Source organism: Erythrobacter aureus, from assembly GCF_003355455.1.
Lineage (GTDB): Bacteria > Pseudomonadota > Alphaproteobacteria > Sphingomonadales > Sphingomonadaceae > Qipengyuania > Qipengyuania aurea.
Genome location: NZ_CP031357.1, coordinates 1,807,221 through 1,821,276 on the forward strand (window position 1 = coordinate 1,807,221; position 14,056 = coordinate 1,821,276).

Annotated in this window: 12 protein-coding genes, 2 tRNA genes and 1 other RNA gene; 9 read left to right on the plus strand and 6 right to left on the minus strand. The window is 61.9% G+C overall.

Features of this window, described 5'->3' with window-relative positions:
* Positions 1-57: 57 nt before the first annotated feature.
* Genes DVR09_RS08835 through DVR09_RS08845 form a run of 3 tightly spaced genes read left to right on the plus strand, consistent with a single transcriptional unit; the run spans position 58 to position 4,575 of the window.
* On the plus strand, positions 58-2,328 hold the full coding sequence (locus tag DVR09_RS08835; protein ID WP_115416603.1) for a TonB-dependent receptor: 2,271 nt from the start codon (positions 58-60) through the stop codon (positions 2,326-2,328).
* Positions 2,328-3,332, plus strand: coding sequence for an alpha/beta hydrolase (locus DVR09_RS08840; protein WP_115416604.1), 1,005 nt, complete (start codon positions 2,328-2,330; stop codon positions 3,330-3,332). The genes DVR09_RS08835 and DVR09_RS08840 overlap by 1 nt, the downstream gene beginning before the upstream one ends.
* Before the next feature lie 22 nt (positions 3,333-3,354).
* Positions 3,355-4,575: an esterase/lipase family protein gene (locus DVR09_RS08845; protein ID WP_115416605.1), complete on the plus strand. Its 1,221-nt coding sequence runs from the start codon at positions 3,355-3,357 to the stop codon at positions 4,573-4,575.
* 151 nt (positions 4,576-4,726) lie between these two features.
* Here DVR09_RS08845 and DVR09_RS08850 read toward each other — a convergent pair.
* Positions 4,727-4,803, minus strand: a tRNA-Pro gene (locus DVR09_RS08850).
* Positions 4,804-4,944: 141 nt separating this feature from the next.
* On the opposite strand from DVR09_RS08850, the gene thyA reads away from it, so the two are divergent.
* From thyA to DVR09_RS08875, 5 genes are all read left to right on the plus strand, one after another.
* Positions 4,945-5,871, plus strand: a complete 927-nt coding sequence (thyA, locus tag DVR09_RS08855) for a thymidylate synthase (RefSeq protein WP_115416606.1) — start codon at positions 4,945-4,947, stop codon at positions 5,869-5,871.
* A gap of 79 nt (positions 5,872-5,950) precedes the next feature.
* Positions 5,951-7,267, plus strand: a complete 1,317-nt coding sequence (locus DVR09_RS08860) for a 3-methyl-2-oxobutanoate dehydrogenase (2-methylpropanoyl-transferring) subunit alpha (protein ID WP_115416607.1) — start codon at positions 5,951-5,953, stop codon at positions 7,265-7,267.
* Positions 7,267-8,328 carry an alpha-ketoacid dehydrogenase subunit beta gene (locus tag DVR09_RS08865; RefSeq protein WP_115416608.1) on the plus strand — a complete coding sequence of 354 codons (1,062 nt, stop codon included), beginning with the start codon at positions 7,267-7,269 and terminating at the stop codon, positions 8,326-8,328. The genes DVR09_RS08860 and DVR09_RS08865 overlap by 1 nt, the downstream gene beginning before the upstream one ends.
* Positions 8,329-8,333: 5 nt before the next feature.
* Positions 8,334-9,626, plus strand: coding sequence for a dihydrolipoamide acetyltransferase family protein (locus DVR09_RS08870; protein WP_115416609.1), 1,293 nt, complete (start codon positions 8,334-8,336; stop codon positions 9,624-9,626).
* A gap of 198 nt (positions 9,627-9,824) precedes the next feature.
* A tRNA-Asp gene (locus DVR09_RS08875) sits at positions 9,825-9,901 on the plus strand.
* A gap of 327 nt (positions 9,902-10,228) precedes the next feature.
* Here DVR09_RS08875 and DVR09_RS08880 read toward each other — a convergent pair.
* From DVR09_RS08880 to DVR09_RS08895, 5 genes are all read right to left on the minus strand, one after another.
* A complete protein-coding gene (locus tag DVR09_RS08880; protein ID WP_115416610.1) occupies positions 10,229-10,444 on the minus strand; it encodes a DUF2842 domain-containing protein in 216 nt (71 codons plus the stop codon).
* Positions 10,441-11,013, minus strand: coding sequence for a 5-formyltetrahydrofolate cyclo-ligase (locus DVR09_RS08885; RefSeq protein ID WP_115416611.1), 573 nt, complete (start codon positions 11,011-11,013; stop codon positions 10,441-10,443). The genes DVR09_RS08880 and DVR09_RS08885 overlap by 4 nt, the downstream gene beginning before the upstream one ends.
* 176 nt (positions 11,014-11,189) lie before the next feature.
* Positions 11,190-11,360, minus strand: a non-coding RNA gene (gene ssrS / locus DVR09_RS18025) — 6S RNA.
* A 10-nt stretch (positions 11,361-11,370) separates the two neighbouring features.
* A complete protein-coding gene (locus DVR09_RS08890; RefSeq protein ID WP_115416612.1) occupies positions 11,371-11,694 on the minus strand; it encodes a cell division protein ZapA in 324 nt (107 codons plus the stop codon).
* Positions 11,691-11,897 (minus strand): hypothetical protein, encoded by a 207-nt coding sequence (locus DVR09_RS08895; RefSeq protein ID WP_115416613.1) that lies wholly within the window; start codon positions 11,895-11,897, stop codon positions 11,691-11,693. Before DVR09_RS08895 ends, DVR09_RS08890 begins: the two co-directional genes overlap by 4 nt.
* A 178-nt stretch (positions 11,898-12,075) precedes the next feature.
* Between DVR09_RS08895 and tkt the strand changes: the two genes are divergently transcribed.
* A complete protein-coding gene (gene tkt, locus DVR09_RS08900; RefSeq protein WP_115416614.1) occupies positions 12,076-14,055 on the plus strand; it encodes a transketolase in 1,980 nt (659 codons plus the stop codon).
* Position 14,056 lies beyond the last annotated feature (1 nt).

Consider the following 14,056-nt stretch of genomic DNA (forward strand, 5'->3'; position numbering starts at 1 on the left):
CACTGTCTCCCGTAAATAACGGACGCCGAATAGACGCGGCCGAATGGGAGGACATCTATGAATATCGCGAAAAAGCGGGCGCGTCTCGTAAGCACCCTGTGTGCCACTACGGCCCTGATCCAAGCCCTGCCGGCCTTGGCGCAGCAGGAAATGCCGACTGCCGAACCGACTGCCGAGGAAGCGAACACCATCATCGTGACAGCCCGTCGGCGAGAGGAATCGCTTCAGGAAGTGCCCATCGCGATTTCCGCCTTTGACGACGAAGCGCTTTCCAACCTCCAGGCGGATACGCTGTCGGGTATCCAGTATGCCACGCCCAATCTGTATCTCGACCAGGGCGATGCCGGTAATGCCGTTATCTATATCCGCGGTGTCGGCCAGAACGATTCGCTCGCCTTCGCCGATCCCGGGGTCGGCGTCTATGTCGACGATGTCTTCATCGCTCGCTCGCAGGCGGCGTTTCTCGAACTGTTCGATGTGGAACGGATCGAGGTCCTGCGTGGGCCGCAGGGCACGCTTTACGGCCGCAACACGATCGGCGGTGCGATCAAGTTCGTGTCCACCCGGCCGACCAATTACCTGTCGGGATATATGGAGGCGGGGGCTGGCAATTTCGGTTTCGTCACCGCCAAGGGCCGGATCAGCGGCCCGATCGCGGGAGATGTGCTGAAAGGCAAACTGGCCGCAGCCTATACCAAGCGGAACGGGTATGCGCGCAACAGCGTCACCGGCCAAGATGACGGCGATGTCGAAACGTTTGCGGGCCGCGCGACCCTGCTGTTCCAGCCGACCGACACTCTCGAATTCCTGCTCAGCGGCGATGTTCGGATCGACCGGCCGGATACCTCGCGCAGCCCCGTGCGCGAAACGCCGATCACCGGTTTCGATGGGACGGGCAACATCACCTATCCCGCATCGGACGATCCCTACCGCGTCGATGTAAATGCCAACGGTCTCAACGATCAGACCGGCTATGGGTTCGCGCTGACCAGCCGGTTCGATGCCAGCGACCGGATCACGCTGGAATCGATCACGGCTTTCCGGTCGTTCGAATTCGACCTGAATCTCGACACCGATGGATCGCCCTTGCCCATCCTCGATATCCTGCTGCTTCAGGAACAGGAACAGTTCAGCCAGGAACTGCGGCTGACCTATGACGATCGGGACCGGTTCAGCCTGACTGCTGGCCTGTATTATTTCCACGATGACGACACGACCTTTTCAGGGGTCGATAATGGCGCGGCAACATTGTTCGGCTTTCCGGTCACCGCTTTCGGGTTCCCGACATCCAGCCTGGCGGAAACCCGCCAGAAGACCGATAGCTATGCGATCTTCGCCGACCTCACCTATGCGCTAACCCCGCGGCTCACCCTCTCGGCCGGCGCGCGCTATACCTGGGAAAACCGCACCTCGGCGCGCTTGTTCGAGAACATCTTCGATCCCACGGTCTCGGTAATCGAGAACACGCCCGATTTCCTGACGGGCGTAGGTGTAGCCGGAACCCCGATCTCCGGCGAGGCGAGCTTCGAGGCCTTCACGCCCCGCGCTTCGATCAGCTATGACGTGACATCGGATGCCATGGTCTACCTGTCCGCCTCGCGCGGGTTCAAGAGCGGCGGGTTCGACGGGCGCGCGAATACCGATTTCGGGTTCAGGCCGTTCCGTCCGGAATATGTCTGGAGCTACGAGGCAGGGGCGAAGACGAGCTGGCTCGATGGCCGCCTGATGGTGAATGCAGCGCTGTTCTATAACGATTATACCGATGTTCAGGTGACGTCCTTCGGCTCCGATCCCGTGACCGGCGTATTCGTCAGCCTGTTCACCAATGCCGCGTCGTCGCGCGCTTATGGCGCCGAACTCGAGCTCTCCGCCCGCCCGACCGACGAGCTAACCCTGACCGGATCGCTCGGTCTGCTCGATGCGAAGTATCGTGAATTCGATATTCTGGTCGGCGGTGCGGTTACCGACGTCAGCGACAGGCGCCCGGTCAACGCGCCCGATTTCAACGCCAGCCTCGGCGCGACCTGGCAGCGGCCGATATCCGACAATCTGGCTCTGACAATCCATATCGACGGATCGTACCGGTCGGAAGTGGCGACGGAGATCACGGATTCTCCAGTGCTGCGCCAACCGGGCTATGAACGCATCAACGGGTTCGTGGCCATCGGCGATCTGGACGAACGCTGGGAACTTCGTGCCGGTGTGGAGAATCTCACCGACAATGCCGTGCGCGTTCAGGGCTTCAACCTGGCCGATTTTCCGGGGGTGCAGCTTGGCTTCTACGGCGCGCCGGCAACCTACGATCTGCGTTTCGTCCTGCGCTTCTGATGACCCGGACCACGCCTGAGGAACAGGGACCGCTGGACCGGCAGTCCCGGGCGCTGCTGCGCGATTACGATGCGATGCGCAGCGAATGGACGCCGCGCATCGAAGCGGAAGGCATGGCGGCGTCGAGAGCTTTCGCCGATGCCGTCTTCGATCGCTTTCGCGGTCCCGATCGCGACATCGCACCGGCGAAAGTCGTCGATCTCGCTGTGCCCTGCGGCGATGGGGAACGCAGTGCGCGGCTTTATCGGCCGGCGATTGCCGATGGCGCACCCGCACCGCTGGCGCTGTTCCTTCATGGGGGCGGCTGGTCGCTCGGGGGAATTCCCGCCTATGACGGGCTGGCCGGTTCGCTGGCTGCGCTGAGCAAGATTGCTATCCTCAGCCTCGATTACCGGCTTTCTCCCGAACACCGCTTCCCCGACGGACTGAACGATGCGTTATGCGCGCTCGATTGGCTCCATCGCCACGGCGCGAGCATCGGCGGCGATCCCGATCGGCTCGCGGTAATCGGTGACAGTGCCGGGGGTAATCTCGCCGCCGTGCTCGCACGGGAATCCGCCCTCGGCCATGCTCCGCCTCTGGCCTGTCAGGTCCTGATCTATCCGATGACCGACATTGCCAGCGCTCACGCCACCTTTCCGTCTCGTATGCGGTTCGGGCAGGGCGACTATTTCCTGGTCAGCGAAGCGATCGAATTTGCGCGTGACAATTACCTCGGCAAAAATGTCGGCCTGGCGGGCGATCCGCGCATCTCGCCGCTGCTTGCACCCGTCCCCGCGAATCTGGCCCCCGCGATGATCGTGACGGCAGGGTGCGATCCCTTGCGCGACGAAGCCATCGCCTATCACGACAAGCTTCGGGCCGCCGGTGTCGACAGTGTCCATCACTGTGCCGAGGAGACCATTCACGCCTTCCTGTCTTTCGGAGTGCTCGACACCGCTCAGGACATGCGTCGCAGGATCGCCGATTACCTTTATCGGAAGATGGAGTTCGCAAAACCATAGGGCAATCTGAAGGAGAGGGACGATGAAGCATGTTTGGAAACTATTGCTGGCGCTGGGTGCGCTGGCGTGGGGGCCATCTACCCATGCCGGATCGACCACGCTGGAGGCGACATACTCCAGCGGTATCGATAATGGATGGGTGCGGGTCGAACGGTGGCGCGACACTCTGACGGCCTTTACTCAGGAAAGCTTCCCCACCGACGGGCGCGGCGATCAGACGGGCCAACGGGCGACTTTTTTCGGAACGGCCCGGCCGCACAGCTCGCGATTTCTTCTCTACTATGCCCCCAATTGGAACGTGGGTACGAAAGTGCCGGTGCTGCTGGTGCATGGCGCCAACCAGGATGCCGATCTTGCCTGGGCCGATCCGAACGAGGCGGGCAGTTACGGCTGCGGCCGATCGAGCTGCCCGTCGACAGGTCTAATGCAGGATCTGTCGAGCCGGGGCTACCGCGTCTTCGCTCTCGGACTGCCGCACAAGAATGGCGATGGCTACTTCTGGTCGGAGCAGATCGCCGATGCGATCGCCATCATCAAGTCTCGCACCGGCGCAGGCCAGGTCGACGTGGTCGCCTGGTCGAAGGCTGCATCGAACGCGCGCATGTATATCTCGGGCGTGCGCAAATCATGGGGCACGGCCTATCGCGGCGACGTCCGCCGTCTGATCCTGCTGGGATCGGCCAACAATGGTATCGACCTGTCCTTCCGCCATGGATGGACCTTCAGCCTGACCGTCTATCCCGCCTGCGGCGGCGTGATCAACGGACCGACACCGCACGACAAGCTGATCTGCTATGGTTTCTGGCGCTCCGGCTCGGAATGGACTTATGATTCGCCCTATTTCCCGGGCTCGGCCCAGTTGCTCAAGGACTGGAGCGGCACCTATGGATTGCCGACTTACGAACAGGATTGGTACACCACGTTCCACGGTGGACAGGGCTTCTACAGTGCCGGGCCGGGCCTCGCCGCTTATCTGTCCAAATCGCTGGTTGACGTGATCCGTCAGGCGCCGTCGCCCTCGGCTGTGCGGATCCACAATATCTGCGGTAACCAGGCCGACATAGCTCTTCTGCACAACGAACATACCGGACCTTCGGACGGGGTGGTCTTCATTTCGAGTTGCCGCGACACGACCGGGATGACGACGCATGGCGGCAGCGTTACGACAGCGGTGAACCACTTGGAACTGGGATGGGTCAGCACGTCGACCAGCTATGTCAGGCAATACCTATCGGCGCCTTGATCCGAAAAAAAACGCGCGCTTGAGCCGGGCGAGGGGGCTGCGACGTCGCTTTAGACGAAGCACAAGCCACCCGCGCGGCTCCGCATCCATTCCCAAGCCGCAGTCGGCTGTGGTTCAGGCCTCACCGGAAACCGCGCAAGTACTTGAAAAATGGTCGGGGAGAGAGGATTCGAACCTCCGGCCCCTGCCTCCCGAAGACAGTGCTCTACCAGGCTGAGCTACTCCCCGACCGGATCGGACCGGGCCATCTGCGAAGGCCACGGCTGCGAGGCAGGCGCGCCCTATAGGTGTGGATTGAGGGCCGTGCAAGCGGGCAATTTGCACAAATCGGCATTACAGCGGCGTGACACATCCAGCGAGACTAAAACCGTGCCCGGACCGCACTTCGAACAGCAATATCTCGACCTCATGCGCAGGATCTGGCGCGAGGGAGGCGAGCGTAAAGACCGAACCGGCATCGGCACCCGGTCGATCTTCGGCGCGACTCTGCGGTTCGACCTCGCGGGCGGCGCGATGCCGCTGATCACGACCAAGCGTGTCTATTGGAAGACCGCCACGCGCGAGTTGCTCTGGTTCCTCACCGGGGCCACCAACATCCGCCCGCTGGTGCTCCAGAACGTCAAAATCTGGAACGAGTGGCCACATGCTCGCTACGTCGAGGAGACGGGCGACGAGATCGCACTCGACATCTTCGTCGAACGAGTCAGGGAAGACGAGGAGTTCGCAGCCAAGTGGGGCGATCTCGGCCCCATCTATGGTAAACAGTGGGTGGATTGGCCCACTTACCAGCCGGTTGCCGGAGGGCTGTTCCGCAAGGGGCCGGGCATCAATCAGGTCGCCGAGGTGGTCGATTCGCTGAGAGACAATCCGGGTAGCCGCCGACACATCATCGAGGGATGGAACGTCGCCGAGGTGCCGCAGATGGCGCTGCCACCGTGTCACAAGACATACCAGTTCCATGTCGAGGGCAATCGCCTGAACTGCCTGCTCTACCAGCGCAGTTGTGATGTCGCACTCGGCCTCCCGTTCAACCTGTGGTCGGCGGCGTTGCTGCAGTGCATGATTGCACAGCAGGTCGATCTCGAACCGGGCGAGCTGGTCTGGATGGGGGGCGATACGCATCTCTATCTCAATCACGAAGATCTGATCCGCGAGCAGCTTTCACGGGAACCGCAAGGCGCTCCGCGGCTTGAAATAGTGCGGCGCCCGCCTTCGATCTTCGACTATGCGATCGAGGATTTCGCGGTTCACGACTACGCGCCGCACGGGCCAATCAAAGCGCCCGTCGCGGTGTGATGCGGCGATGACTTGACCGTTTCCCACCGGTGAAATAAAATAACGCGCAAGCGTAAGATTGCGTCTGGGAGACGATTCTATGGCCGACAGGCCCGAGGGTAATGCAGCCAAGGGCGACAACCGTCCCAAGCTGTCGCTGCATGTTCCCGAACCGAAGTACCGACCGGGCGACGCGGTCGATTTTTCGCATATCGACGTGCCCGAGGCCGGGAGCATGGCGCGTCCCGACGAGGCCTGCGACCCGGCCGAAATGCGCGACATGGCTTTCGGCCTCGTGCGTGTGCTGGGCGAGGACAACAAGGCGCACGGTCCCTGGGACCCGAAACTGGACCCGGACACACTGCGCACCATGCTCGGCCATATGGCGATGACCCGCGCCTTCGATGAGCGCATGTTTCGCGGCCAGCGGCAGGGCAAGACCAGCTTCTACATGAAGTGCACGGGCGAAGAGGCGACCAGCGTTTCGGCCAGCATGGCGCTTGCCGCCGACGACATGGTGTTCCCCAGCTACCGCCAGCAGGGCATCCTGATCCAGCGCGGCTATCCGATGATCGAGATGATCAACCAGATCTACTCGAACAAGGGCGATAAGCTGAAGGGCCGCCAGCTACCGATCATGTATTCGAGCCGCGAACACAGCTTCTTCACCATCAGCGGCAACCTTGCAACGCAAACGCCGCAGGCGGTGGGCTGGGCGATGGCGAGCGCGATGAAGGGCGACAGCCGCATCGCCGCGACCTGGGTGGGCGAGGGCAGCACCGCCGAGGGCGACTTCCATTCGGCCTGCACCTTCGCAACGGTGTATAATGCACCGGTTATCCTCAATGTTATCAACAACCAGTGGGCGATCTCGAGCTTCAGCGGTTTCGCGGGCGCAGAACGCACCACCTTCGCCGCGCGCGCGCTGGGTTACGGGCTTGCCGGCCTGCGCGTCGATGGCAATGATGCGCTTGCCTGCTACGCCGCCGAGCAATGGGCCGCCAATCGCGCGCGCGCCAATGCCGGGCCGACGTTGATCGAATTCTTCACCTATCGCGCCGAAGGCCATTCCACATCGGACGATCCCAGCGGCTATCGCAGCGCGCAGGAGCGCGAGGAGTGGCCACTCGGCGATCCGGTGATGCGCCTCAAGAACCATCTCATCGCGATCGGCGAATGGGACGAGGAGCGCCAGGAAAAGATGGATCTCGAGGCGGCCGAGCACGTCAAGAAGGTTACCAAGGAAGCCGAAGCCAACGGCATTCTCGGTCATGGCTTGCACCACCCGTTCCGCACCATGTTCGAAGACGTGTTCGAGGAGTTGCCGTGGCACCTCCAGGAACAGGCCAACCAGGCCGTGCGCGAGCGTGAAACCAAGTTCCCGGAAGGGCTGCCGGCCAAGGGAGTGCAGGGCTGATGAGCGAGACCGCAACCCAGGACGCACCAGCTACCGAAGGCGCAACCGAACGCCGCCTCAACATGATCGAGGCGATCAACGATGCGCTCGACGTATCGATGGGCCGCGACGAGGATGTCGTCGTCATGGGCGAGGATGTCGGCTATTTCGGCGGCGTATTCCGATGCACCGCGGGCTTGCAAGAGAAATACGGCAAGACGCGCGTGTTCGACACGCCGATCAACGAATGCGGTATTATCGCAGTGGCCGTGGGGATGGGGGCCTATGGCCTGCGCCCGGTGCCCGAAATCCAGTTCGCCGATTATATCTACCCCGGTTTGGATCAGCTAATCAGTGAAGCGGCGCGCCTGCGCTACCGATCGGCGGGAGAGTACATCGCGCCGATGACGGTGCGCTCGCCTTTCGGTGGAGGCATCTTCGGCGGTCAGACGCACAGCCAGAGCCCGGAAGCGATCTTCACCCACGTCTCCGGCCTCAAGACGGTAATCCCAGCAACACCCTATGACGCCAAAGGTCTGCTGATCTCGTGCATAGAGGACAATGACCCGGTCGTTTTCTTCGAGCCCAAGCGGATCTATAACGGCCCGTTTTCCGGCTATTACGACAAGCCCGTACAGCCGTGGAAAAAATTCGACGCGAGCGTCGTGCCCGAGGGTTATTACAAAATCCCGCTCGGCAAAGCGCGCCACGTTACCGAGGGCGAACAGCTCACCATCCTCGCCTATGGCACGATGGTTCATGTGGTCGAAGCGGTGTGCAGGGAGAAGGGTGTCGAGGCCGACATTCTCGATCTGCGCACGCTGGTCCCGCTCGATATCGAGGCGATCGAAACCTCGGTCGAGCGGACCGGACGCTGCCTGATCGTTCATGAAGCCACGCGCACCAGCGGTTTCGGCGCCGAGCTTTCCGCGCTCGTTACCGAGCGTTGCTTCTACCATCTCGAAGCCCCGGTCGAACGTGTGACCGGCTTCGACACGCCCTATCCCCATAGCCTCGAATGGGCCTATTTCCCCGGCCCGATCCGCATCGGCGAGGCCATCGACAAGATCCTCAAGGACTGATCCTCATGGCGAAATTTACCTTCAACATGCCCGATATCGGCGAAGGCATTGCCGAGGCTGAAATCGTGCAATGGCACAAAAAGGTCGGCGACACGGTCAGGGAAGACGAGGAATTCGTCGACATGATGACCGACAAGGCGACCGTGCCGATGGAAAGCCCGGTCGATGGCAAGATCCTGGAAATTGCAGGTGCTGAAGGCGACATGGTCTCGATCGGCTCGATGCTGGTTGTGATCGAGGTCGAAGGCGAGGTGCCCGACGACGTGGCCGAGGAGGCTCCGGCCCCCGCGCCTGCTCCCAAAGCGGAAGAAGTCGAAGAGCGCATCGAGGTCGAGACTTCGGACGCCAGCGATGCCGATGACGCGCTCGCCGCAGATCCCGAGCCCGAACCGATCCCGGAACCGACCCCGGCGCCCGAGCCGACGCCGCAGGCTAAGGTTCTCGCTACCCCGGCGGTGCGCCAGCGCGCCAGGGATCTCGGTGTCGATCTCGCCCAGGTCAAGCCCGCCGAAGACGGTCGCATCCGCCACGGCGATCTCGACCAGTTCCTGTCTTACAATTCGGGATATGGCGCCGCCGCCAAGACCCGCGCGGACGAGGAAAAGAAGGTCATCGGCATGCGCCGTCGCATCGCCGAGAACATGGCTGCATCCAAGCGCAACATCCCCCATTTTTCCTATGTCGAGGAATGCGATGTCACCGCGCTGGAGGAACTGCGCGCGCAGCTCAATGCCAATCGCGGCGACAAGCCGAAGCTGACCATCCTGCCGCTACTGATCACCGCGATTTGCAAGACGCTGCCCGACTTCCCGATGATCAATGCCCGCTATGACGACGAAGCGGGTGTGGTCACGCGTCATGGAGCAGTGCATTTGGGCATGGCCGCGCAGACGGATGCGGGCCTGATGGTCCCGGTCATCAAGAATGCGCAGGCCAAAAACCTGTGGCAGCTTGCGAATGAGATTTCTCGCCTGGCCGACGCAGCCCGTGCCGGCACGGCCAAGTCGGAAGAAATGCAGGGAGGTACGCTCACCGTTACCTCGCTCGGTCCGCTCGGCGGTGTGGCGACGACACCGGTCATCAACCGTCCGGAAGTCGCCATCATCGGCCCGAACCGCATCATCGAGCGCCCGATGTACGTGACCGGCACCGACGGTGTGGAACGGATCGAGAAGCGCAAGCTGATGAACATCTCGATCAGTTGCGATCACCGCGTGGTCGATGGCTGGGATGCGGCGAGCTTTGTACAGGCGCTCAGGAGGCTGCTGGAAACCCCGGCGCTTATCCTCGTCGACTGACGGCTCACCCCAATCCTGGGGTGAGCGGAAGGATTGAAAAAAGGGCATCGGAGCACGGCTCCGGTGCCCTTGTTCGTACCGGAATACCGCTTGTGACGGGTCGCCAAATCGCTCCTCGCAAAAAGAGCAAAAAAGCGCGATATAGGCCATTGACAGGAATCGGAGCCGCCCGTAGATGCGCGGCTCCCAAGTGGCTACGCGGGTGTAGCTCAGTTGGTTAGAGTGTCGGCCTGTCACGCCGAAGGTCGCGGGTTCGAGTCCCGTCACTCGCGCCACTTGGGTTTCTTTTCACAGCAATTCGTCAAGTTCCCCGACTGTCCGTTCGCGGACCGGCGCAGGGGTGGCGTTTTCTGCAAGTCAGGGCCCCCCGGACCTGCTACGATGTCGCGCTGGTGATCCCTTTCTTCGAATTCTGACGATCAGGCGTGGAGCGAGTGTCTCGTAAACCGCTGTATCGCCACCTTGGCGAACCGGATCGGGTAAGAGCATCGCTCGTGATCGTGCTAGCGCATGTGTCCTTTCCGTTTGTCCATCTGGCGATCGGCGCGCCTTTCTCAGAGACGGTTCCGTTCGCGGGGAAGGGAAGGAGTATTCCCTTGCGATCAGCCCCAGCGGCCGGTTTCCATCCAGATCAGAAAGCGGCGCAGCGGCAGCAGCCAGACGAGGCCGAGAACTATATAAACGATCGTCTGCAACAGGGTCGGCCAATCGCCGATCAACTCCGGCGCATAACGAGCGATGACGAGGCCATAGATCGAAAGGCCCAGCAGGAGGCCAAGCAGGCCGACCGGAATGCGCCAGGTTGGTTCTTTCCTCATGCGAAGGGTCCATAAATACGGGTTGGAGTGACGATGGCGGACAGCGGGACGTCGTGCGGCTCGATCGGTAATTCGTCTACCAGTTGCGTGTCCCAGGCAAGGCCGATGGCGGTCGTGCCGGGATTTGCGGCGAGCCACCGGTCGTAGTGCCCGCCACCCTGTCCAAGCCGCGCGCCATTTGTAGTAAACCCGACGAGCGGGACGAAGAGGACGTCCGGTGCGGCCGGCTCTGCTGTGGCGCTTGGCTGCGCAATGCCGAAGGGACCGTTTTCGAGATCGCTTTCCTCAAAGGGATCGGTGAACCGTGCGAACTCCATCGCTCCGCGCCTGTCCGCAAACCGGGGGAGGGCGATGGCGTGACCCTGCTCTAGGAAGTAACGGGCGTAGGACGCTGCTGGCGCCTCGGTGGCTGTAGCCCGATAGAGTCCGATGATGGCGTCGTCAGGAACCAGTTTCAGCAAGGGCGCCGGAGGGCGCATGAACACGAGTGTGCGCATGCTGGCAGGCAGCGCCGCCACATGCTCGCGGCGCGCGGCGCGGAGTTGTTTGCGGAGTTCGTCTTTGGTCACGGCAGAGCTCTCTAGAGGCAGACTCCCTTGGCGTCTATTCGCGCCCTTCCGGTCCCTCCATCCTGCTCCCCGTCCCGGCCACCCACGGCACCGCTTCTTATGGGTGGTCGGGAGGGGAAGCGGGATGGCACAGCAAGGTAAGGACGGATGTCCTGACCGCACCAAGCTGGAAAAGTGGCGGGACCACCATGGGTCGTTTCCGGCGAAATCCTCTGACGCCTAAAACGTCAGGTGGGTGCCGTATGCCCCAATCCCACGGCCGAACCGGTGGACCAGGGCAGGGACAGCTCCCTTGGATTGCTTATAGCCTCAGGGATGTTCATGCGGCTCGTGCCGGGCAGCCCCGCCACCGCTTATTTAGGATGCACCCGCGCCACTCTCAAGAGTAGAGGCGGCATTCTCAAGCGCTATAGCAATGCGTTCGAGCTGACCGGCCAGCTTATCCGCGTCGATTGCCGGTTCCGCTGGATCGACAGCCGCTTTCTTCGCTTCGTCGAGCTCATCGGCCAGCAACAGCGCGGCAAAAAGCAGGTTCTTTGCTTCTTGGCCGGAAAGATTGGCGCCCATCGATCCGAGCTTTTCGTCGATCACACGGGCAAGCCGCTGGACGTGGTCTTCCTGTCCGTCTTCGCAGGAGACGGTATAGTTGCGACCGCCGACGGCGAGGGTGACATTGCTCATGCCTCGAGCCCTTTGATCAGTCCGTCGAGTTCCGAGATACTGGCAGCCACGCTTTCGCGAAGCGCTTCATGGCGGGCGACGAGTTCGGCATTGGTTGGCCCGCTCGATACGGGAGAATGCGCCTTAAGCGCTGCCTGAGTCTCGATCCGCGCCAATGCACGATCGATCCGGTCAAGAGCATTTTGAATACGTTCGGAATTCATGGCGGGGACGGAGTACCAAGATAGCCGCTGTCATGCAAAGGCTTGGGTCCTTCTGTTGACAAGTGGGGTGAGCAGATGGGCGGTGACAATGGCTGCGCGCGCGGGTTGACCTCGCGCGCGCGCTCCGCGAAGGCTTCGCGCGCGTCGAATCGCCGCTGTTTTCCGGAGAATATATTCTATGAGTCTCGACACTGCTCGCATGGTCCAGATGGCCAATGCCATCAGGGCGCTTTCTATGGATGCGGTGCAGGCGGCGAATTCGGGGCATCCCGGCATGCCCATGGGTATGGCCGATGTCGCGACCGTGCTGTGGAGCGAATATCTGAAGCACGATCCCAAGGCACCAGACTGGGCCGATCGCGATCGCTTCGTCCTGTCGGCGGGTCACGGATCGATGCTGATCTATTCCCTGCTCCACCTATCGGGCTACGAACGCCCGACGATGGAGGACATCCGGAATTTTCGGCAACTTGGGTCCCCCTGTGCGGGGCACCCGGAGAACTTCCTGCTTGATGGGGTCGAAAGTACGACTGGACCGCTGGGGCAGGGGCTGGCAATGGCGGTGGGCATGGCAATGGCCGAGCGTCATCTCAACGCGGCCTTCGGTGACGATCTGGTCGATCATCGTACCTGGGTGATAGCGGGTGACGGATGCTTGATGGAAGGCATCAATCACGAGGCGATCGGCCTCGCCGGACATCTCAAGCTCGGCCGGATGGTGGTGTTGTGGGACGACAACAACATCACCATCGATGGCACAACCGACCTGTCCACCAGCGAGGACATAAAGGCCCGGTACGAAGCGACGGGATGGCATGTCGTAAGCTGCGACGGTCACGATTTCGCGGACATCCGGCGCGCGCTCGACGAAGCTGTTGCTGACGACCGCCCGTCGCTCGTCGCCTGTAAGACGGTCATCGGCAAGGGGGCGCCCAACAAGCAGGGCACCAGTGCCACCCATGGCGCCCCGCTTGGCGACGACGAGATTTCCGCTGCGCGCGCCATGCTGGGATGGGATGCGAAACCCTTCGAAGTGCCCGAGAAGGTTCTGACCGACTGGCGTGACACCGCGGAACGCGGGCGCCAGTCCCATTCCGAATGGGACGTTCGCTTAGCCAACCAGGAGCAGAGGGGCGAATTCGAACGTCGAATGGCGGGTGATCTCCCGAAAAACTTCAGCCTCGACAATTATATCCAGTCGCTGATGGCCGAGCCGCAGAAGGTCGCGACCCGCAAGGCGAGCGAAATGACCTTGGCGCAGATCAACGGCAAATTGCCCGAGACCATCGGCGGCAGCGCCGACCTGACCGGATCGAACAACACCAAGGCGGGCGGTATTACCGCCTTCACCGCCGACGATTATTCGGGCCGCTACGTCTATTACGGTATCCGCGAATTCGGCATGGCCGCCGCGATGAACGGCATGGCGCTGCATGGCGGCGTCATTCCCTATGGCGGCACCTTCCTCGTCTTCACCGATTATTGCCGCGCGGCCATTCGCCTTTCGGCTTTGCAGCAGCAGCGTGTCGTCTATGTGATGACTCATGACAGCATCGGGCTTGGCGAGGACGGCCCGACCCACCAGCCTGTCGAGCATGTCCAGTCGCTGCGGATGATGCCGAATGTGCTGGTGATGCGCCCGGCCGACGCGGTGGAGACAGCCGAATGTTGGGAGATCGCCCTGCGGCAGAAGGCCCGTCCAACGGTTCTCGCGCTTAGCCGTCAGGGCCTGCCGCAAGTCCGCAACGCCCCCGACGAGATCGGCATGTGCTCAAGGGGCGCCTATCGCCTCAAGAAGAACGGCAACGCCCCCAAGGTCACGTTGGTCGCAAGCGGCAGCGAAGTGCATGTCGCGCTCGACTGTGCTGAACAGCTCGAAAAGCAGGGCGTTGGCGCGCAGGTCGTCTCGATGGTTTGCACCGAGCTTTTCGACGAGCAGGACGATGCGTATCGCAGCGATATTTTACCCGACAATACGCTCAAGGTTTCGATCGAGGCAGGCACCACCTTCGGCTGGGAACGCTATGTCGGGATCGATGGATTGACGATCGGGATCGACCGGTTCGGCGCCAGCGCCCCGGCTGGCGATCTGTTCGCGAAATTCGGTCTTACCGCGGAGGCCATCGTTCCGCAAATCATGAATAAACTGAACGATTAAG

Coding starts and splice junctions, on each gene's coding strand:
- DVR09_RS08835 (WP_115416603.1), top strand. CDS start 58: ATGAATATCGCGAAAAAGCGGGCGCGTCTCGTAAGCACCCTGTGTGCC.
- DVR09_RS08840 (WP_115416604.1), top strand. CDS start 2,328: ATGACCCGGACCACGCCTGAGGAACAGGGACCGCTGGACCGGCAGTCC.
- DVR09_RS08845 (WP_115416605.1), top strand. CDS start 3,355: ATGAAGCATGTTTGGAAACTATTGCTGGCGCTGGGTGCGCTGGCGTGG.
- DVR09_RS08860 (WP_115416607.1), top strand. CDS start 5,951: ATGGCCGACAGGCCCGAGGGTAATGCAGCCAAGGGCGACAACCGTCCC.
- DVR09_RS08865 (WP_115416608.1), top strand. CDS start 7,267: ATGAGCGAGACCGCAACCCAGGACGCACCAGCTACCGAAGGCGCAACC.
- DVR09_RS08870 (WP_115416609.1), top strand. CDS start 8,334: ATGGCGAAATTTACCTTCAACATGCCCGATATCGGCGAAGGCATTGCC.
- DVR09_RS08880 (WP_115416610.1), bottom strand. CDS start 10,444: ATGAGGAAAGAACCAACCTGGCGCATTCCGGTCGGCCTGCTTGGCCTC.
- DVR09_RS08890 (WP_115416612.1), bottom strand. CDS start 11,694: ATGAGCAATGTCACCCTCGCCGTCGGCGGTCGCAACTATACCGTCTCC.
- DVR09_RS08895 (WP_115416613.1), bottom strand. CDS start 11,897: ATGAATTCCGAACGTATTCAAAATGCTCTTGACCGGATCGATCGTGCA.
- tkt (WP_115416614.1), top strand. CDS start 12,076: ATGAGTCTCGACACTGCTCGCATGGTCCAGATGGCCAATGCCATCAGG.